The sequence below is a fragment of the Pseudomonas sp. xss_4 genome (assembly GCF_043104125.1).
In the GTDB taxonomy this organism is placed as follows: domain Bacteria; phylum Pseudomonadota; class Gammaproteobacteria; order Pseudomonadales; family Pseudomonadaceae; genus Aquipseudomonas; species Aquipseudomonas parafulva_B.
Genome location: NZ_JBICKJ010000069.1, coordinates 40,578 through 59,624 on the forward strand (window position 1 = coordinate 40,578; position 19,047 = coordinate 59,624).

19 protein-coding genes are annotated in these 19,047 nt (G+C 61.5%); 10 read left to right on the plus strand and 9 right to left on the minus strand.

Features of this window, described 5'->3' with window-relative positions; all coding sequences use genetic code 11:
• Window positions 1-4: 4 nt before the first annotated feature.
• Both ACF8GB_RS13700 and ACF8GB_RS13705 read right to left on the minus strand, forming a co-directional pair.
• The gene (locus tag ACF8GB_RS13700; RefSeq protein WP_392527167.1) at window positions 5-2,512 is read right to left on the minus strand and encodes an ABC transporter permease; all 2,508 of its coding nucleotides are present in this window, start codon (window positions 2,510-2,512) and stop codon (window positions 5-7) included.
• The gene (locus ACF8GB_RS13705; protein ID WP_058637398.1) at window positions 2,509-3,195 is read right to left on the minus strand and encodes an ABC transporter ATP-binding protein; all 687 of its coding nucleotides are present in this window, start codon (window positions 3,193-3,195) and stop codon (window positions 2,509-2,511) included. Before ACF8GB_RS13705 ends, ACF8GB_RS13700 begins: the two co-directional genes overlap by 4 nt.
• A gap of 10 nt (window positions 3,196-3,205) precedes the next feature.
• Here ACF8GB_RS13705 and ACF8GB_RS13710 point away from each other — a divergent pair, with 10 nt between their 5' ends.
• The 3 genes from ACF8GB_RS13710 to ACF8GB_RS13720 all read left to right on the plus strand — a co-directional run bounded on the left by ACF8GB_RS13710 (window position 3,206) and on the right by ACF8GB_RS13720 (window position 5,249).
• Window positions 3,206-3,811, plus strand: coding sequence for an arylesterase (locus ACF8GB_RS13710; RefSeq protein WP_392527168.1), 606 nt, complete (start codon window positions 3,206-3,208; stop codon window positions 3,809-3,811).
• A 58-nt stretch (window positions 3,812-3,869) separates the two neighbouring features.
• The gene (locus tag ACF8GB_RS13715; protein ID WP_058603804.1) at window positions 3,870-4,160 is read left to right on the plus strand and encodes a hypothetical protein; all 291 of its coding nucleotides are present in this window, start codon (window positions 3,870-3,872) and stop codon (window positions 4,158-4,160) included.
• A gap of 111 nt (window positions 4,161-4,271) precedes the next feature.
• Window positions 4,272-5,249 (plus strand): L,D-transpeptidase family protein, encoded by a 978-nt coding sequence (locus tag ACF8GB_RS13720; RefSeq protein ID WP_078478787.1) that lies wholly within the window; start codon window positions 4,272-4,274, stop codon window positions 5,247-5,249.
• 117 nt (window positions 5,250-5,366) lie between these two features.
• Here the strand turns inward: ACF8GB_RS13720 and oprI are convergent, their stop codons facing one another.
• On the minus strand, window positions 5,367-5,618 hold the full coding sequence (oprI, locus tag ACF8GB_RS13725) for an outer membrane lipoprotei OprI (RefSeq protein ID WP_003259780.1): 252 nt from the start codon (window positions 5,616-5,618) through the stop codon (window positions 5,367-5,369).
• Window positions 5,619-6,118: 500 nt separating this feature from the next.
• Between oprI and ACF8GB_RS13730 the strand changes: the two genes are divergently transcribed.
• Entirely contained in the window at window positions 6,119-6,400 is a 282-nt protein-coding gene (locus tag ACF8GB_RS13730; protein ID WP_023536046.1) for a GNAT family N-acetyltransferase, read from the plus strand.
• 42 nt (window positions 6,401-6,442) lie between these two features.
• Here the strand turns inward: ACF8GB_RS13730 and ACF8GB_RS13735 are convergent, their stop codons facing one another.
• Window positions 6,443-7,519, minus strand: coding sequence for a 3-deoxy-7-phosphoheptulonate synthase (locus tag ACF8GB_RS13735; RefSeq protein WP_058603806.1), 1,077 nt, complete (start codon window positions 7,517-7,519; stop codon window positions 6,443-6,445).
• A 232-nt stretch (window positions 7,520-7,751) separates the two neighbouring features.
• On the opposite strand from ACF8GB_RS13735, the gene ACF8GB_RS13740 reads away from it, so the two are divergent.
• The 3 genes from ACF8GB_RS13740 (at window position 7,752) to cysB (ending at window position 10,422) form a co-directional block, all read left to right on the plus strand.
• Window positions 7,752-8,705, plus strand: coding sequence for a putative 2-dehydropantoate 2-reductase (locus tag ACF8GB_RS13740; protein WP_326383807.1), 954 nt, complete (start codon window positions 7,752-7,754; stop codon window positions 8,703-8,705).
• Between the two features lie 90 nt (window positions 8,706-8,795).
• On the plus strand, window positions 8,796-9,293 hold the full coding sequence (locus tag ACF8GB_RS13745) for a universal stress protein (RefSeq protein ID WP_058603808.1): 498 nt from the start codon (window positions 8,796-8,798) through the stop codon (window positions 9,291-9,293).
• A 154-nt stretch (window positions 9,294-9,447) separates the two neighbouring features.
• Complete coding sequence (gene cysB, locus ACF8GB_RS13750; protein WP_023536044.1) at window positions 9,448-10,422, plus strand: HTH-type transcriptional regulator CysB; 975 nt, start codon at window positions 9,448-9,450, stop codon at window positions 10,420-10,422.
• A gap of 53 nt (window positions 10,423-10,475) precedes the next feature.
• Here the strand turns inward: cysB and ACF8GB_RS13755 are convergent, their stop codons facing one another.
• The 5 genes from ACF8GB_RS13755 to ACF8GB_RS13775 form a co-directional block, all read right to left on the minus strand.
• Window positions 10,476-11,210, minus strand: a complete 735-nt coding sequence (locus ACF8GB_RS13755) for a phosphoadenylyl-sulfate reductase (RefSeq protein WP_058603810.1) — start codon at window positions 11,208-11,210, stop codon at window positions 10,476-10,478.
• A 121-nt stretch (window positions 11,211-11,331) separates the two neighbouring features.
• Complete coding sequence (gene pabB, locus ACF8GB_RS13760) at window positions 11,332-12,675, minus strand: aminodeoxychorismate synthase component I (RefSeq protein ID WP_392527169.1); 1,344 nt, start codon at window positions 12,673-12,675, stop codon at window positions 11,332-11,334.
• A 120-nt stretch (window positions 12,676-12,795) separates the two neighbouring features.
• Window positions 12,796-13,776, minus strand: coding sequence for an alpha-L-glutamate ligase-like protein (locus tag ACF8GB_RS13765; protein WP_196185590.1), 981 nt, complete (start codon window positions 13,774-13,776; stop codon window positions 12,796-12,798).
• On the minus strand, window positions 13,776-15,311 hold the full coding sequence (locus tag ACF8GB_RS13770; RefSeq protein WP_027914607.1) for an inactive transglutaminase family protein: 1,536 nt from the start codon (window positions 15,309-15,311) through the stop codon (window positions 13,776-13,778). Before ACF8GB_RS13770 ends, ACF8GB_RS13765 begins: the two co-directional genes overlap by 1 nt.
• Window positions 15,312-15,316: 5 nt before the next feature.
• The gene (locus ACF8GB_RS13775) at window positions 15,317-15,853 is read right to left on the minus strand and encodes an ATP-dependent zinc protease (RefSeq protein WP_196185588.1); all 537 of its coding nucleotides are present in this window, start codon (window positions 15,851-15,853) and stop codon (window positions 15,317-15,319) included.
• Window positions 15,854-16,147: 294 nt separating this feature from the next.
• Here ACF8GB_RS13775 and ACF8GB_RS13780 point away from each other — a divergent pair, with 294 nt between their 5' ends.
• The 3 genes from ACF8GB_RS13780 to prpC all read left to right on the plus strand — a co-directional run bounded on the left by ACF8GB_RS13780 (window position 16,148) and on the right by prpC (window position 18,974).
• Window positions 16,148-16,864 carry a GntR family transcriptional regulator gene (locus tag ACF8GB_RS13780; protein WP_196185587.1) on the plus strand — a complete coding sequence of 239 codons (717 nt, stop codon included), beginning with the start codon at window positions 16,148-16,150 and terminating at the stop codon, window positions 16,862-16,864.
• Window positions 16,861-17,751, plus strand: a complete 891-nt coding sequence (prpB, locus tag ACF8GB_RS13785; RefSeq protein WP_058637390.1) for a methylisocitrate lyase — start codon at window positions 16,861-16,863, stop codon at window positions 17,749-17,751. Before ACF8GB_RS13780 ends, prpB begins: the two co-directional genes overlap by 4 nt.
• A gap of 95 nt (window positions 17,752-17,846) precedes the next feature.
• Window positions 17,847-18,974: a 2-methylcitrate synthase gene (gene prpC / locus ACF8GB_RS13790; RefSeq protein ID WP_196185586.1), complete on the plus strand. Its 1,128-nt coding sequence runs from the start codon at window positions 17,847-17,849 to the stop codon at window positions 18,972-18,974.
• Window positions 18,975-19,047 lie beyond the last annotated feature (73 nt).

The window sequence follows — 19,047 nt, forward strand, 5'->3', positions numbered from 1 at the left end:
GGCTTCACCCTTCACGCAGGACCGCCAGCGGTGAGGCGTTTAGTGCGCGGCGAGTGCCGAGCACACCCGCGCAGCCGACCAGCAGCGCGCCTGCAACGGGCATCAGCAGCAACCACGGGTGCAGGCTCCACGGCAGTGCGAAAGCGTAGTGATACAAGACGAAGGTGATCAGTTCGCACCCCAGCGCCGCCAGCAAACCGCTCAGTGCTCCCAGCAAGCCGAATTCGATGCGCCGTGTCCTGGTCAGCAATTGGCGTTGGGCCCCCAGGGCACGCAACAGTGCACCTTGACGAATGCGCTCATCCAAGGTGGCTTGAAGGCCTGCGAACAAAACGGCCATTCCTGCGGCCAGTACGAACAGCAGCACGTACTCTACAGCCAGCGTGACCTGAGCAAGTATGCTGCGTAGCTGGGCGAGCAATGCATCGACCTGAAGGATGGTCACCGCAGGAAATGCGCGTGACAGGGCGACGATTTCCTGATCATGCCCGGGTGCGAGGTAAAAACTCGTCAGATAGGTGGTAGGCAGCCCTTGCAACGTACCGGGTTGGAAGATCATGTAGAAATTGGGCTGAAAGCTGTCCCAGTGAACGCTGCGCAGACTGGTCACCTTGGCCTGGCGCTGCTGGCCCCCAATATCGAACGTGAGCCTGTCCCCCAGTTTCAGCTGAAGGCTTTCGGCGAGCTGGGCCTCCACCGATACGCCAGGTACATCGTCATCGCTTGGTGATCCTTGCCACCAATGACCACCGGTCAATTGATTGCCGTCAGGCAACTGCGCCGCCCATGTCAGGCTCAGGTCCCGTTGTACGGCGCGTTCGCCTGCAGAGTCCTTCGTGACGATCTGTTGGACCGGCTGCTGGTTGATCTCGATCAGCCGCCCAGGTGTGACTGGGTACAGGGGAGCCGCAGCGGCGTTGATCTGTTTGAGCTGTTGGGCGAAGCGGTCCTGGTCGTCAGGCAGAATATTGAGTGCGAAATGATTCGGGGCATCTTCAGGCAGCTGTGCCTGCCAGGTGTCGAGCAGCTCCGCACGCAGCAGCGCGACCAGGCCCATGGCGAGCAGGATCAGCCCGAAAGCCAAGGCCTGCCCGGCGGCGGCCGTGGGGTGGCGAAGCAACTGCCCCAGCCCCAGGCGCCAGGCCAGCGGCGCCCCTGACAGGAGTCGACGCAGGCTGCGCAAACCCAGCCACAGCAACCCGCCCAGCACCAGGGCTGCCGCCAGGCCGCCTGCCAGGAGTGCGAAGGTGAGCAGCAGGTCAAGGCTCAATCGCCACATGATAAGCCCCAGGGCGAACAGGGCTGCACCGTAGACCAGCCAGCTACTGGGAGGTACAGGGAGCAGGTCACGACGCAGCACCCGCAACGGGGGCACTTTACCCAAGGCTGCAATCGGCGGCAGAGCAAAGCCTGCCAGCGCGACCAGCCCCGTGGCGACGCCAGCCAAGGCCGGCCACAGGCTCCCTGGCGGTACGTCGCTGGGCAGTAATCCGTGCAGCAGCTTGAACAAACCCAGCTGCGCAAGCCAGCCCACTGCGGCGCCCACGATCGCAGCTGCAAGCCCGAGCATGGCCAGCTGCAGGCTGTACAGAAGCAGCGCCTGGCGCCGCGACAGGCCCAGGCAACGCAGCAGGGCGCTGGCGTCCAGGCGCCTGGCGGCATAGCGACTGGCAGACAGCGCCACGGCGACACCGGCCAGCAATACTGCAACGAGGCTGGCCAGGTTCAGGTAACGCTCGGCTTTGCCCAATGCGCCGCCGATCTGCTGGTTGCCATCGCGGGTGTCGCGCAACCGCTGGCTGGCCGAAAGCGTGTTCTCGACGCTGGCGCGGTATTGCGCCAATGCCTCGGCAGGGCCGCTCCACAGGTCACGGTATGTCACGCGGCTGCCGGGTTGCACCACGCCGGTCGCTGGCAGGTCCGCCAGGTTCATCATCACCCGTGGGGTCAAGCTATAGAAGTTGTTTGCCCGGTCCGGTTCATAGGTCAGCACGCGGCTCATGCGCAGGGTCTTCATGCCCACATCGATGCTGTCGCCGATGTTCATGCCCAATGCCGCCAGCAGCCGTGGCTCTACCCACACCTCGCCGGCTGCCGGCCCACCGCCTGGCTTTTCCTCGGCATAAGGCTCGGCGGCGCTGCGCACCTGGCCGCGCAATGGGTAGGCGGTATCGGCGGCCTTGACCCCCGCGAGCTGGATACCGTTATCTGCGCCCACCACGCTGGTGAACTCGACCACCTGCGCGTGATGCAGCCCCAGAGACTCGCCGATTGCAATCTGTGGCGCCGCGGCTGGGGCGCTGCCCTGCAGTACCAGGTCAGCGCCCAGGAACTCAGTGGCGCGCAATTGCATGGCGGCATTGAGCCGGGCGCCGAAATACCCGATGGCGGTACTGGCCGCCACGGCGACCAGGAGCGAAAAGAACAATACCCGCACTTCGCTGGCCCGAAGATCGCGCAGCAGCTGTCGCCAGGCCAGCCCCAGCAGGCGCGCCGCCGGCATGCCCTTCATCCGGCCTCCAAGGGGCTGACCAACTGGCCCGCATCCAGGCGGATATGGCGGTGGCAACGGCGAGCCAGCCGCTCGTCATGGGTCACCAGGATCAAGGTGGTGCCGCGCTCCTGATTCAGTTCGAACAGCAGGTCGCTGATGCGCTCGCCCGTATGGCTGTCGAGGTTGCCCGTCGGTTCGTCGGCAAACAGTACGGCGGGCTGAGCAGCAAAAGCACGGGCAAGAGCCACCCGCTGTTGCTCACCGCCCGACAGTTGCCGCGGCGTATGGGTAAGCCGTTGCCCTAACCCTACGCGTTCGAGCAAGGTGCGCGCGTGATCGCGCGCGTCTGCGCGACCATGCAGTTCCAACGGCAACATCACGTTTTCCAGCGCATTGAGGCTGTCGAGCAGCTGGAACGACTGGAACACAAAGCCCACGTGCTCGGCCCGGATGCGGGCCCGCTGGTCCTCATCGAGCACGCCTAGGTCGTGCCCGGCGAGCGTCACCGAACCTTGGCTGGGCTGATCGAGCCCGGCCAGCAGCCCAAGCAGGGTCGACTTGCCTGAACCTGAGGCGCCGACGATGGCAAGGCTGTCCCCTTCGGCCAGCGCCAGCGACATGGGGTGCAGGATGGTGAGTTCACCTTCCGCGCTGGTGACCACTTTGCTAAGGTGCTGCGCAACGAGCATGCTGGGGCCCATGGAGAATCCGATGCGAATGTGGTTGATAAGTGCCGGTCTGGCCCTGTATTGCCTGGCCCAGAGCGCGACTGCGGGAACGGTGCTGATTGTCGGTGATAGTATCAGCGCAGGTTTTGGCCTGGATACCCGCGAAGGTTGGGCATCCTTGTTGCAGACCCGCCTGCGTCAGGAAGGTTTCGACGACAAGGTGGTCAACGCCTCGATCAGTGGCGACACCAGTGCCGGCGGGCAAGCGCGGCTGCCAGCGTTGCTGGCGGCGCACACGCCCGAGGTGGTGGTGCTGGAGTTGGGGGGCAACGATGGGTTGCGCGGCCAGCCGCCAGCGCAACTGCGACAGAACCTTGCCGCGATGATCGATCAGTCGCGCCAGGCAGGTGCCAAGGTCTTGCTGCTGGGCATGCAGTTGCCTCCCAACTATGGCGTCCGCTATACCACTGCTTTCGCCGAGGTGTACAAGGAGTTGGCCAAGGACAAGCAGGTAGCACTGGTGCCGTTTTTCCTGGAAGGGGTTGGCGGCGTTCCTGAGTTGATGCAGGCAGACGGCATCCATCCTGCCCAGGGCGCCCAGCAGCGGCTGCTGGAAAACGCCTGGCCGGCGCTCAAACCCTTGCTCTGACGCTTTAAACGGGGGCGGGTTTGGGCTAATGTTGCGCCCCCCGTTCCGAGTACCCCCGATGCCGCGCCCTGCCTGGTCCCTTTTCGCCTACCAATTGATCGAGCCCGACGAACAGCTTGACCTGTTCGCCTGCCAGGAAAGTCGCGTTCACCTGGTCGCGCGGCAGCTCGAACTCGGCGTGCCGGTGGACAGAACATTGTGCGGGGGGCTGTTGCCTGCGCACCCTCGCTGGTCCGGCGTGCCACGCACCATCTATCGCGATACCCGGCTGTGCGAGCTGTGCCGCGCCATTCTCGATGCGCAGCGGCGAGGCATGCGACCGGTCTGGCCACAATTGCAGGCGGTCTGAGGCGCGCACCTTTCATCATCTGTAACCGCGTCCGGCTCAGGATGCCTCCCGCTGTCTGGGGTGGGGGTGTACAATCATGCCTTTCGTCCCACCTCCCAAAGGATTTACCGGATGTCGCCGCGCTTTCCCGCCGTCACTCGTAGCCTGTCCCTGGCCGCCTTGCTGGTAGCGGGGCCCGCTGTCGCACTGGAGTTGCCACTGCCGCCACCTGGGGACGACATCGTCGGTCAGGTGCATGTGATCAAGGCCAAGTACGAAGATACATTCGCCGATATCGGTACGGCCAATGACCTGGGCTATCTGGAGATGATCGCCGCCAACCCGGGTGTCGATCCCTGGCTGCCTGGCGCAGGCACCGAAATCATCTTGCCCACGCGCTACATCCTGCCACCGGGTCCTCGTGAAGGCATCGTCATCAACCTTGCCGAGTACCGCTTGTATTACTACCCCAAAGGCGAGAATGTGGTGCACACCTTCCCGTTGGGGATCGGTCGCGAAGGCTGGGGCTCGCCGATTGCCAATACCAAGATCATCGCCAAGACGCCAAACCCTACCTGGACGCCGCCGGCGTCGATCCGGGCCGAGCATGCAGCCGATGGCGACATCTTGCCTGCCGTGGTTCCAGCAGGCCCGGACAACCCGCTTGGGCCCTTCAAGTTCACCCTGGGTGTACCGGGTTACTTGATCCATGGCTCAAACAAGAAATTCGGGATCGGCATGCGTACCAGCCATGGCTGCTTCCGCATGCTCAACAACAACGTACTGGAACTGTCGGGCATGGTGCCGGTGGGCACTCCTGTTCGCATCATCAACGAACCGTACAAGTTCGGGTTGAGCGGGGGCAAGGTATACCTCGAAGCCCACACGCCGCTGGATGATCAGGGCAATCCGTCGGTGGTCGACAAGCATACGGCGGTCATCAACGCGTTGCTCAAGCGTGAAGACCTGGCCAATAACCTGCGCATGAACTGGGACATGGTCCGCGACGTCGTGGCTGCCGAAGATGGCATGCCGGTGGAGATTGCCGTGCCCGTCGACAATCAGAGCGCTACGCCCATGGTCTCGACGCTTCCCGAGGAGATACAGTAACCCTCTCTGCGAACTGCGTTGACGGCAACGTAGTGCGCAATCGCGCCTCGGTGTCAAAAAATCGCAAAAAAAAGCCGACCCCAAAGGGGTCGGCTTCATAACAGCCCCAAGGGACTATTATTTGCGGCTGGCTTTGTCCAGCATGCGCAGTGCGCGCTCATTGGCTTCGTCAGCGGTCTGCTGAGCTTTCTGAGCGGCTGCCAGTGCGTCGTCAGCCTTGCGGTAGGCTTCATCGGCACGAGCTTGTGCGCGGGCTGCTGCGTCTTCAGTTGCAGTCAGGCGAGCTTCGGTTTCTTTGGAGACGCTGCTGCAACCGGTAGCCAGAACTGCGGCCAGAGCCAGAGCAGAGAATTTCAGAACGTTGTTCATCGTGTTCCCCTTCAAGGACTTTCTATTAATGAGCCATCTCTCAGAAAAGAGAAACTGGCCGGCGTACATAGTACCCATTACTTGTAGTAAGTAAACTGACTGAACGCAAGAACTGCAAAAAAAAACAGTGCGCAGTTTCTGCGCCAGCCGAGGGGCGCGGCTCATCGCCCCGAGCCAGCAGGGTAACTCTGCACTAACGGCAACTTTCATGTTGAACTAAGGGTGACTTCTACTGTCTTTGTGCGTCTTAGTCCTACATGATTTGCCGGCACTGTCAATGTCACACTTAACAGCGTAAGCCGTTAATGGCTGGCTTTCATCCGAGCGCTTTACTTGAGTAATCCTTCGGGAAGCGCCTAGTATGTGGGTCTACAGAAAACCCGAACGAACGCAGACGTCCAGCGGTCCAACGCGCAATAGACGATGCATGTGCCAAGTGTGCCGGGTATTGACCATCGGTTAGGCTATGGGTCTGCCAAAAAGGCCCGCGAGGAGTAGTGATGAGCGAAGCGCTGACCATCCACCATGACCAGGCGGGTCATCAGTTCGAGACCAATGTGGACGGTCATCGTGCCTATCTGACCTACATGGACTTGGGTAAGCAGACGCTGGACATCTACCGCACCTTCGTACCCAACGCCTTGCGCGGGCGTGGGATCGCAGCTGCCCTTACCGAGCGCGCGCTGCAATATGCCGAGCAGATGGGCTACACGGTGATACCGTCCTGCTCGTACGTGGAGCGTTACATGGAGCGTCAGCAGCGTCACGCCAGCAAGGTGTGATCGCTGCTTTGAACACTAGGGCCTGAACGGCCCCCAAAGGTCTCAGGCGCGATTGCGCTGAGGGAGGACGTCCTTCAACTTCGCGCGCATGCTGCGCAGCGTCTTCTCGGTCGCCGACCAGTCGATGCAGGCGTCCGTCACCGAAACGCCATACTGCAGCTGGGACAAGTCCTTGGGAATGGATTGGCAGCCCCAGTTCAGGTGGCTCTCGACCATCAACCCGATAATCGATTGGTTGCCTTCCAGAATCTGGTTCGCCACGTTTTCCATCACCAGCGGTTGCAAGGCCGGGTCCTTGTTGGAGTTGGCATGGCTGCAATCGACCATGATGTTGGCCTTGATCTTGGCCTTGGCCAGGTCTTGTTCGCACAGGGCGACGCTGACCGAGTCGTAGTTGGGTTTGCCATTACCGCCGCGAAGCACGACATGCCCGTAGGGGTTACCCTTGGTGGTCACGATGGAGACGCCACCTTCCTGGTTGATCCCCAGGAACCGGTGCGGCTTGGACACCGACTGCAGGGCGTTGATAGCGACGGTCAAGCCACCGTCGGTACCGTTCTTGAAGCCGACGGCCGACGACAGGCCAGAGGCCATTTCGCGGTGGGTCTGCGACTCGGTGGTACGGGCACCGATGGCTGACCAGCTGATCAGATCCTGCAGGTATTGCGGGGAAATCGGATCCAGTGCCTCAGTGGCCGTGGGCAAGCCCATTTCGGCGAGGTCCAGCAGCAGCTTGCGACCGATATGCAAACCATCCTGGATCTTGAAGGAGTCGTCCAGATATGGGTCGTTGATCAGGCCCTTCCAGCCCACGGTGGTACGCGGTTTTTCAAAATATACCCGCATGACCAGGTACAGCGTGTCGGACACTTCTTCGGCCAGGGCCTTCAGGCGCGCTGCGTATTCATGCGCGGCCTTGATGTCGTGGATGGAGCAGGGGCCGACCACGACGAACAGGCGGTGATCCTTGCCATCGAGAATATTGCGCACCACGTCTCGGCCAGCAGTCACGGTCTGCAGGGCCTGGGCGCTAAGGGGGATTTCCTTCTTGAGCTGGTCGGGGGTGATCAGCGTCTCGTTGGATGCAACGTTCAAGTCATCGATCGGTAAATCAGCCATCGTGTTACTCGTCAGGTCACGGGTGCCGGCCGCCAGCTATCCCCGTGCGGCCCAGCAGCAAGAATAATCGCAGCGGGGAGCCGAACCTTAGCGCGTTAGCGTGTGCGCCACAATGGGCATTGCCCCGTGCAGGCGGGGTTTTTCCGGGTAGCAGGGGTCGACGGCGAGCATCGATCTGCGCGAAGGTGCCCAACCGGTGTAATAAACAGGCTGACATGAGAAGGAGAACCGCATGCACGCGCGCAACCCCCGGATTGGCATCATCGGCAGCGGTGCCATAGGCGGCTTTTACGGGCTGCTGCTGGCAAAGGCCGGCTTCGATGTGCACTTTTTGCTAAGAAGCGAGTATGAAGCGGTCAGTCATCACGGGCTGACCGTCCAGAGCGCTGTCCATGGTCGGCTGCACGCCAAAGTAAATTGCTACGCCGACGCCGCGCAAATGCCACCCTGCGATTGGCTATTGATAGGCGCCAAAGCCACCGGCAACCCGCAACTGGCGCCATTGATCGTGCAGGCCGGTGCACCGGATGCGAAAGTGGTGCTACTGCAGAACGGACTGGATGTCGAAGCGCAACTGCGCCCGTTACTGCGGGCTGATATGCACCTGCTTGGCGGGTTGTGCTTCGTCTGCGCCGACCGCCAGACACCCGGAGTGATTCGCCATCAGGCGTTGGGTGCCGTGAACGTGGGTTATCACAGTGGTCCTAGTGACGATGGCGGGCGCCGCCTGGTGGAGCAGGGGGTTTCATTGTTCCAGGCTGCGGGGGTGAGTTCTGTGGGCATGCCTGATCTGGCTGGCGCCCGGTGGCAAAAGTTGGTGTGGAACGTGCCTTTTAACGGCCTGTCAGTGTTGCTCGGCGCCAGCACTGCCCAGCTGCTGGGCGACAGCCATGCCCGCACGCTGGTGCAAGCCTTGATGGAGGAGGTGATGGTGGGCGCTGTCGCTTGTGGTCATGCCATGCCCGCAGGCTATGCTCAGCAACTGCTGAGCATGACCGAGCGCATGCCTGATTACTGGCCCAGCATGTACCACGACCACGTTCATCATCGACCTCTAGAGACAGAGGCCATCTATGCAGCGCCTCTGGCCCGCGCCCAGTCCGCGGGTTGCCATTTGCCCCGCATGGAGATGTTGTACCAGTCGCTGAGGTTCCTCGGTAAAAACAGTGAAGGGGCCATGCTCTAGGCGCAGTCATGCGCCGGGCTGGGCAAGCGAGGCGCCGATGCGCTGCTAAGCTCAAGTTTGCCCTGCCGCCATGGCAGTCGAGGAGGTCGAATGATCCGCTCTCTGCTGTACGCCACAGACCTCGGCGTCTATGCGCCATTCGTGATGCAGCATGCGCTTGCGTTGGCGCGCACATTCGGTGCCGAGTTGTACGTCATTCATGCGGTCGAACCGATGGGCCAGTTTGCCGAATCCCTCCTGCAAAGTTACCTGGACGAACACACCCTGGACCAGCTGCACAGCCAGGGTGTGGGTACGGTAATGGCCAACATCGAGCAGCGTGTACTGGAAAATTTTCGTGAGGAGCTGGGGGAGCAAGCCGATCTGGCGGTGCTCAAGGCGGTGCGCGTGCGCCAGGGCGACCCTGCGCAAGTCATCCTGGATCAGGCCCAGCGCCTGAGCGTCGACCTGCTTGTCTTCGGCAGTCACAGCGCCGGGGCGGGCGTGGACGTGCCCTTGGGTAGGACGGCGGTCAGATTGCTCCAGCTCTCGCCTGTACCGGTCTATATGGTCCCCTTGGCACAGCATCTAGGTCGTAGGAAAGGCTGAATCACGCTGTGGGAATATTCCGGGCGGTGTAACAAAATAGTTCTAGATTTATTACGATTACCACTAATATAGTTATATATCGTCGCTGCCCGCTGCCCGCTGCCCGCTGCCCGCTGCCCGCTGCCGCTGACCCACGCTGAACTGAGGGAACCTTATGAAGCTTCAACAACTGCGCTACATCTGGGAAGTAGCGCACCATGACCTCAACGTCTCTGCGACAGCACAAAGCCTGTATACCTCGCAGCCGGGGATCAGCAAGCAGATCCGACTGCTCGAAGACGAGTTGGGCGTCGAGGTATTTGCGCGTAGCGGCAAGCACCTGACGCGTGTGACCCCAGCAGGGGAGCGCATCATCAACACCGCTGGCGAAATCCTGCGCAAGGTCGAGAGCATCAAGCAGATCGCCCAGGAGTTTTCCAACGAGAAAAAGGGCACGCTCTCCATCGCCACCACCCACACCCAGGCTCGCTACGCTTTGCCTCCGGTGATCAGTGGCTTCATCAAGCAGTACCCGGAAGTGTCCTTGCACATGCATCAGGGCTCCCCGATGCAGATCGCCGAGATGGCCGCAGACGGTACGGTGGATTTCGCCATCGCCACAGAAGCGCTCGAGCTGTTCGGCGACCTGATCATGATGCCGTGCTACAAGTGGAACCGTTGCGTGGTGGTTCCGCAGGGCCATCCATTGGCCAAGCTTCCCAAGCTGACCCTCGAAGCGGTGGCCGAATATCCCATCGTTACCTATGTGTTCGGCTTTACTGGGCGCTCCAAGCTGGACGAAGCTTTCAGCAACCGCGGCCTGACGCCCAAGGTGGTGTTCACGGCGGCGGACGCGGACGTGATCAAGACGTACGTGCGCCTCGGTTTGGGCGTGGGCATCGTTGCAGGCATGGCAGTTGACGCCAAGCTGGACGGTGACCTGGTAGCCCTGGACGCCAGTGAACTGTTCGAAGCCAGCATCACCAAGATCGGCTTCCGGCGTGGCACTTTCCTGCGCGGGTTCATGTGCGACTTCATCGAGAAGTTTGCGCCGCACCTGACCCGTGAAGTGATGGCCAAGGCCATCCAGTGTCACAACAAGCAGGAGCTGGAGGCATTGTTCGAAGGTGTCGAGTTACCGGTGCACTGATCCTCGGACGCAAGGGCCGCCACGCGGCCCTTTTCAAAGGTATCGCCCGCGTTTCAGGCCTTGGTGATCAGGTTGCCGGCGTGCAGGCCGCATTCCTTCTGGGTCGACTCTTCCCACCACCAGCGGCCTTCGCGCTCGTGCTGATTAGGTAGCACAGGGCGCGTGCAGGGCTCGCAACCGATGCTGATGAAACCGCGCTCATGCAGGCTGTTGTAGGGCAGCTCGAGCATGCGGATGTAGCCCCAGACTTCTTCGCTGCTCATCTGAGCCAGAGGGTTGAACTTGTAGAGCGTGCGCTCCGGGGTGGAGAAGCCGGTGTCGATCTCCAGGGCTGCGACCTGGCTGCGCGTGCCGGGGCTCTGGTCGCGGCGCTGCCCCGTGGCCCAGGCACTGACGGTCGCAAGCTTGCGGCGCAGGGGCTCGATCTTGCGGATGCCGCAGCACTCGCCGTGGCCGTCACGGTAGAAGCTGAACAGGCCTTTGTCTTTGACGAACGGGTCGAGCTTGCTGCGATCGGGGCTGAGGATTTCGATGGGCAGGTTGTACTGCTCGCGCACCTGATCGATAAAGCGATAGGTCTCCGGATGCAAGCGCCCGGTGTCGAGGCTAAAGACTTTGACCTGTTTGTTCAGCTTCCAGGCCATGTCCACGAGTACCACATCTTCGGCACCGCTGAAGGAGATCCACAGATCGTCGCCGAAATGCTCGAAGGCGAGCTTGAGAATGTCCTGTGGGGACTTGTTCGCGTAGGCCGCTGCCAGGGCAGCGACATCGAAAGGTTGGCTCATCAGGCGGTTTCCATCTTGGCTGTGGCGCTGGGCGCTCGTAGTGAGGCAATGGTAACAAAAAACCCATCCTGGTTGCGGGGCACGCCAAGCTGCGTTCAGCGGTTCACGGGTAAGCCAGCTTTCAAAGCCCCTGCAAGGTCTGCATCAGCACCCGCACTTTGGCAATGGACTCCTCGTACTCGGCCTGCCATTCGGAGTCGGCCACCACGGCGCCACCGCCCCAGCAACTGACCTGGCCGTCCTTGATCAACAGGCTGCGGATGGCGATAGAACTGTCCATCTCGCCGCGTACATCGACATACAGCAGCGATCCGCAGTAAAGCGCTCGGCGAGTGGGTTCAAGCTCATCGATGATCTGCATCGCGCGGATCTTGGGCGCGCCGGTGATCGAGCCGCCAGGAAAGCTGTCGCCGATCAGATCCAGTGCGTCCCTGCCAGCCGCCAGCGTGCCTGTCACGCTGCTGACCAGATGGTGCACGTTGGGGTAGGTTTCCAGGCTGAACAGCTCAGGCACTTTGACGGAGCCAATCTCGCACGTACGGCCCAGGTCATTGCGCAACAAGTCCACGATCATCAGGTTTTCCGACCGGTCCTTGGGGCTTTGCTGCAGTTGCTCGGCATTGCGCGCATCCTCGGCCGCATCTTGACCCCGCGCACGGGTGCCCTTGATCGGACGGGTTTCCACATGACCCTTGCTGACCCGAATGAACCGCTCGGGCGAGAAGCTCAACAAGGCGCTGCCGTCTGCCAATTGCTGGAACCCGGAGAAAGGCGTTGGGCATGCCTGGCGAAGGGCTTGATAAGCTCGCCAGGGATCGCCCTGGCAAGCAGCGCGAAACCGTTGGGTCAGGTTGATCTGGTAGCAGTCACCTGCCTGGATGTAACGTTGAACCTGCTCGAAGGCTGCGTGGTACTGCTCGGGCGCAAGGTCACCAGCCATTGGGGCGAGCAGCTTGAAAGCCCCGCTAACCCGAGGTTCACAACCCTCGAACAGGCGCACCAGTCGCTCACGCTCTTCACGGCCCAGGCTTGGGTGAAACACCAGTTGGCTGGTACGGGTGGCGTGGTCGGTAACCAACGCCCATGCGTACACGCCCAGTTGGGCATCCGGCAGGCCGAGGTCGTCCACCGCCTGGGTTGGCAAGTGTTCCAGCCGACGACCAAAATCGTAGCTCAGGTAACCGATCAACCCACCGGCAAACGGCAGCTCGCTCTCTGGCGGTAGATGTGCAGCGCCCAAGCGAGCCAGCGCAGCGCGCAACCGCTGCAGGAAGGCGCGCCCTGTTTCGTCCGCCAGCACCTGCAACTGCTGTACTGGCCACGCGCTCAGCAGGTCGAAGCGGCCGCGTTCAGCGCCGGGGCGAGCGCTGTCGAGCAAAATGGCGCCTGGAGCATCACGCAAGCAGGAAAAGTAGGTAGCCGGGTCAGGCTGGTAGGGCAGGGCGTACAACGTGCAGGTCGGCATCAGTAGGGACGGCGATTAAAAGCGAGGACGGCGATTGTAGTCCGGTGCAGGCATTGCGCCTAGCGTCAGGGCGACATTCGCCATCTTCATCTGGCCGGGGCTGGTGGCCAACCCCGCTCCTTAGTGACCGGGCCTGTGGCCGAACAGGCCTTGGGCAACGCGCACGCGTTGCTCGGCATCTTCGGTCACACCCTCTTTGGCCAGTGCCTCAAGATGCGCCTCGATCGCATGGGTGCGTTGCGTCAGGCCGCAATCGTTGGCGATCTGGATATTCAGCCCTGGGCGAGCGTTGAGCTCGAGGATCAGTGGGCCTTTTTCCTGGTCCAGCACCATGTCCACGCCAATGTAGCCCAGGCCGCACAGCTCATAGCAGCCGGCGGCCAGCTTCATGAACCCGTCCCAGGTCGGCAGCTGCACGCCGTCCACTGCGTTGGTGGTGTCGGGATGCTTGCTGATGATGTTGTTCAGCCAAGTGCCACGCAGCGTCACGCCTGTGGCCAAATCCACGCCCACACCGATGGCGCCTTGGTGCAGGTTGGCCTTGCCGCCGGACTGGCGGGTGGGCAGGCGCAGCATGGCCATGACCGGGTAGCCCATCAGGACGATGATGCGGATGTCCGGTACGCCTTCATAACTGATGCTCTTGAAGATCTGGTCCGGGGTGACCCGATACTCGATCAGGGCGCGGTCGCGATGGCCGCCGAGCGAGTACAGCCCGGTGAGGATGCTGGAAATCTGGTGCTCGATTTCCTCATGGCTGATGATCTTGCCGGACACCGTCCGGTAACGGTCTTCGAAACGGTCGGCGATGACCATGATGCCATCACCCCCGGCGCCCTGAGCCGGCTTGATCACGAAGTCGCTGCGCCCGCCGATGATCTCGTCAAGCTTCTCGATCTGCTTTTCCGTCTCGATGACGCCATACATTTCCGGCACATGGATGCCGGCGGCCAGGGCGCGCTCCTTGGTGATGATCTTGTCGTCGACGATCGGGTACAGGTGGCGCTTGTTGTACTTGAGTACATAGTCTGCATTGCGCCGATTGATACCCATGATGCCCCGGGCCTCCAGGGCTTTCCACGTTCTGATCAGGCCGAACATCAGGCGTCCGCCTTCTTCAGGAATGCCTTGAAGCGGACCAGCTCGGTCAGGCGGTAGCCGCGATAGCGACCCATTGCCAGCATGAAGCCCACCAGAATCAACAGCACGGCCGGGAAGGTGAACACGAAGTAGACCAGCTCCGGTACCATCATCAGCAGGTGCGCGAGAGAGGCGGCGAACAAGGTGCCGATGGCCACTTTCATGGCATGACCGCCGCCGCGTTCTTCCCAGGTGATCGACAGGCGTTCGATGGTCATGGTCAGGATCACCATCGGGAACAGCGCGACCGACAAGCCGCGCTCAAGGCCCAGTTTGTGGCTGAACAGGCTGATGGCGGCAATCAATACCACGACGAATGTCAGCACCACCGAAAGGCGGGGCAGCATCTGCAGCTTCAGGTGTTCGAGGTAGGAGCGCAGCGATAGCCCCAGCGCGGTGATGACGGTGAACAGCACGATCCCGAAGCCCAGCTGTGTTTCGCGGAAGGCCAGGGCGATCAGGACCGGTGTGAAAGTACCCAGGGTCTGGATGCCGATCAGGTTGCGCAGCACCAGAATCACCAGCACGCCGATGGGAATCATGACCATGATCATGAAGGTCTGCTGGGTCTGCAGCGGCAGCCCGTACAGGGAGTATTCGAGGAAGTCGGCGTCGGTGTTCTCGTCTGTCAGCTTGGCCAGGCGGATGGCGTTCATCTCGCTGTTGTTCATGCTGAAGGTGACGTTAGCCCGCTTGCCGCCATCGACCGTGATCAGGTTGTCATCCCCGGTCCACCACAATAGCCGATCGTTGGGCAGGCCTTGCTCACCGGTCTCGGGGTTGAAATACAGCCAGTCATTGCCGTTGAAGCTGCGCAACCACAGTTCCGGGGTTTGCGGGGTGTCGGCCACCAGGCGGATCGTGTGCACCTTCTCCATCGGCACGTGGGCAATGGACAGCAGCAGGTCAATGACCTGCGCCTTCTTCATCGGTGAGGTATCGCCTGCCAGCAGCAGCTTGACGTTGTCGTCGTTGAGGTTGTTGACGCGCTTGATGGTTTCGCTGACGAACGTCTCGACATCGGCCGAATGCTGACGAATCGGTGCCATCAAGGCTTCGGCGGCGATCTTCTCGGGGCCTTCTACTGCGAGGCTGTCGCGGAAGGTCGGGCCCTTGACCTTGGCTTTCTCGGTGCTATAGCGCTTGGTCAGCACCAGCCGGTAGTAAAGGGTCTGGTTGCCGCTGGCGCGCCGCGCGGACCAGGTGACCTTGCGGTTGCCGTCGGCGCGGTTGACGCTCACACCATAGTTGTTGGAAATGAAGCTTTCGTTGAGGCTCACATAATCCCGATTCAGGGGCGGCACGAACATCTGGACCTTTACCGGGTCCTTGGTGCTGGCCACAAATTCGATCTTGGCATCGATGTTCCACAGATCGTCCGTTTCATCCTCGGTCACCGGGATGCCAAGTACGAAGATCTGATAAGCCGTGACCGCTACGCCCAGCAACACCAGAACGGTGATCAGGACTTTCAGATGGAGGGTAAGAGAGCGCATCGGAATTACTCTGCTTTGGGAGCGTCGGTGGCACAGGCAGGTTTGCCGGCCGCATATTTAAGGCTTGGGTCGACCAGGGCGTCGAAATGCTTCAAAGCCTCCGCGCCGATCAACAGTGGGAACTGGAAAGCGCTGCGATCGGTGAGGTTGACTTCGATGGTGCGCCTGGCCTGGCCCATGCAGATGTCCAGCTCGATGACGGGGCGTGCGGTGTAGGCCTTGCCTGATTCGGCGTCGTAGTCGCCAGCCCTGCGCTTGATCTTGCTCACGCGCGCCAGCGGGCGTTCGATGGGATGGGAATGGGCAGCATCGATGGCCAGGTAGAAGCGCACCCAGCTTTCGCCATTGCGCTTGAAACGCTTGATGTCGCGGGCGCTGAGCGAGGCTGTCTTGGCCCCGGTGTCGAGCTTGGCCGCCACTTCGAGGTCGAGGTCGCCCAGGCGAGCATATTCGTTCAGACCGTACACGGTCTTGCCGGCTGCCTGGCTCAGGGCCGGCAACAGGAGGAGGCTAATCAGCAAAGCAAAGGGTGTCAGTTTCATAGTCCTGGCGCGGTATTGTGCAAAGTTCGGGGTAAGGCGACTGGCAACGGCTGCACAAGCTTCCTCGTTGATCTGCCGGCACCATGCGGGCGGGGCAGACGGGCTATCCATACTCCATCGAAGGCGCGGCATTCTATCACGCCGACGTATTGACGCCAGCGGTGCGCGATCTGACAGTTTGATCGGAGGGTAGTTTCTTGTTGGGTGCATTGTTGACAATGTGGCTTAAGGCTTTGACTATTACGTGACCCAGCGTTAGATTTAACGCCATGTTTTGTGAAAGGTGTCAACAATATGCAGGCGCTCTCAATGGGTAACCCGACTGGCAACGAGGAATCGGAAACCCTGTCCGAGCATGTCTTCAGGCGGATTCAGGCGGCGATTGTACGGGGGGACATAGCCCCGGGGAGCAAGATTTCCGAGCCGGAGCTTGCCCGCACCTATGGCATCAGCCGAGGCCCGCTGCGTGAAGCCATTCACCGCCTCGAGGGCCAGCGCCTGCTGGTTCGTGTGCCCCATGTGGGCGCACGGGTGGTTTCACTGAGTCACGCCGAACTCATCGAGCTCTATGAAATCCGCGAGTCGCTCGAAGGCATGGCCTGCCGCCTGGCGGCCCAGCGCATGGGCCGAGCTGACATCGACGAGCTGCGCCAGGTGCTGGAAACCCATGAGCGCGATGCTGCCTTCCAGGCGGGCGTGGGCTACTACCAGCAGGAAGGTGACTACGATTTTCACTATCGCATCATCCAGGGCAGCGGCAACCAGACCTTGGTCAAGATGCTCTGCGGCGAACTGTACCAACTGGTGCGCATGTACCGTATCCAGTTCTCGGCTACGCCCAATCGGCCGCGTCAGGCCTTCGCCGAGCACCACCGCATCCTAGACGCCATTGCCGAGGGTGACGGCGAGTTGGCCGAGCTGTTGATGCGTCGTCACATCGCTGCGTCCAAACGCAACATCGAGCGCCATTACCAAGGCGACCACACCCACAGCACACGAGGTGAACAATGACCGTCCAGAGTACCCCAGGCCAACGTTTTCGCGACGCAGTGGCCGCCGAGCGCCCGCTGCAAGTGGTCGGCACCATCAATGCCAACCACGCCTTGCTGGCCAAGCGTGCCGGTTTCAAGGCCATCTACCTGTCCGGCGGCGGTGTGGCAGCAGGCTCCCTGGGTTTACCTGACCTGGGCATCAGTGGCCTGGACGACGTGCTGACCGATGTCAGGCGCATCACTGATGTGTGCGACCTGCCACTGCTGGTGGACGTGGACACCGGGTTCGGTGCCTCGGCCTTCAACGTTGCCCGTACCGTGCGCGCCATGAGCAAGTTCGGCGCCGCCGCCATTCATATCGAGGATCAGGTGGGCGCCAAGCGTTGTGGCCACCGTCCGAACAAGGAAATCGTCACCCAGCAGGAGATGGTCGATCGCATCAAGGCGGCGGTCGATGCCCGCCTTGATGACAGCTTCGTGATCATGGCCCGTACCGATGCGCTGGCGGTCGAGGGGCTCAATGCGGCGCTGGATCGGGCGGCCGCCTGTGTCGAGGCCGGCGCGGACATGATTTTCCCCGAAGCCATCACCGAACTTGCGATGTACAAGACATTCGCCGACCGGGTCAAGGCCCCCATCCTGGCTAACATCACCGAGTTCGGTGCCACGCCTTTGTACACCACCGAAGAGCTGGGCTCGGTCGATGTGTCGCTGGTGCTGTATCCACTGTCGGCGTTCCGCGCCATGAACAAGGCTGCCGAGAACGTCTACGCCGCCCTACGCCGTGATGGCACGCAGAAGAACGTGATCGATACCATGCAGACACGCATGGAGCTTTACGACGCCATTGGCTATCACGCTTTCGAGCAAAGTCTCGATGCATTGTTTGCCCAGAAAAAAGGCTGACCTGCCTACTGCGCGCGCTGCAGCGCCCTTGTTCAGGGGTAGATAAGGGTTAGCCAGCCTGCATTCCATAACAAGTTCAAGAAAGGAGAAGCACCATGGCCGAAGCAAAAGTACTCAGCGGCGCAGGCCTACGCGGTCAGGTTGCCGGTCAGACGGCCCTGTCGACGGTCGGTCAGGCCGGCGCAGGGCTGACCTATCGCGGGTATGACGTCCGCGACCTGGCTGCCCACGCCGAATTCGAGGAGGTGGCTTACCTGTTGTTGTATGGCGAGCTGCCCTGCCAGGCCGAGCTTGCCGACTACAAGCACAAGCTCAAGGGCCTGCGCGACCTGCCCCAGGCGTTGAAAGAAGTACTGGAGCGCATCCCGCGCGACGCTCACCCGATGGACGTGATGCGCACGGGCTGCTCCGTGCTCGGAACCCTGGAGCCCGAGCTCACCTTCGATGCCCAGCGCGATAAGACCGACCGGCTCCTGGCCGTCTTCCCAGCGATCATGTGTTACTGGTACCGCTTCAGCCATCACGGCGTGCGCATCGACTGTGTCAATGACCAGGACACCTTGGGCGGCCACTTCCTGCAGTTACTCCATGGCAAGCAGCCCAGTGAGCTGCATGTGAAGGTGATGAACGTATCGCTCATTCTCTATGCCGAGCACGAGTTCAACGCCTCCACCTTCACCGCCCGCGTGTGCGCCTCGACCTTGTCCGACCTGTACTCCTGCGTCACCGCCGCCATCGGTTCGCTGCGCGGCCCGCTGCACGGCGGCGCCAACGAGGCGGCCATGGAGCTGATCGAGCGCTTCCAGAGCCCGCAACAAGCGACGACCGAGTTGCTGCACATGCTCGAGCGCAAAGACAAGATCATGGGCTTTGGCCATGCCATCTACAAAGAGTCCGACCCGCGTAACGAGGTGATCAAAGGGTGGTCCAAGCGCCTTGCCGATGAGGTGGGCGACACGGTGCTGTACCCGGTGTCCGAAGCCATCGACAAGACCATGTGGGAGCAAAAGCGCTTATTCCCCAACGCCGATTTCTACCATGCCTCGGCGTATCACTTCATGGGTATACCGACCAAGCTGTTCACCCCGATCTTCGTCTGCTCGCGTCTTACCGGCTGGGCAGCGCACGTGTTCGAGCAGCGTGAGAACAATCGCATCATCCGTCCGAGTGCCGAATACATCGGCGTCGAACAGCGTCAGTTCGTACCGATCGAGCAGCGCTGATGGTCGCCCACCCCGCGCAGACTTTGTTGGCCTCGCGGGGTGGCCCAGCATGTCTGCCCGCACGCGCACCCTT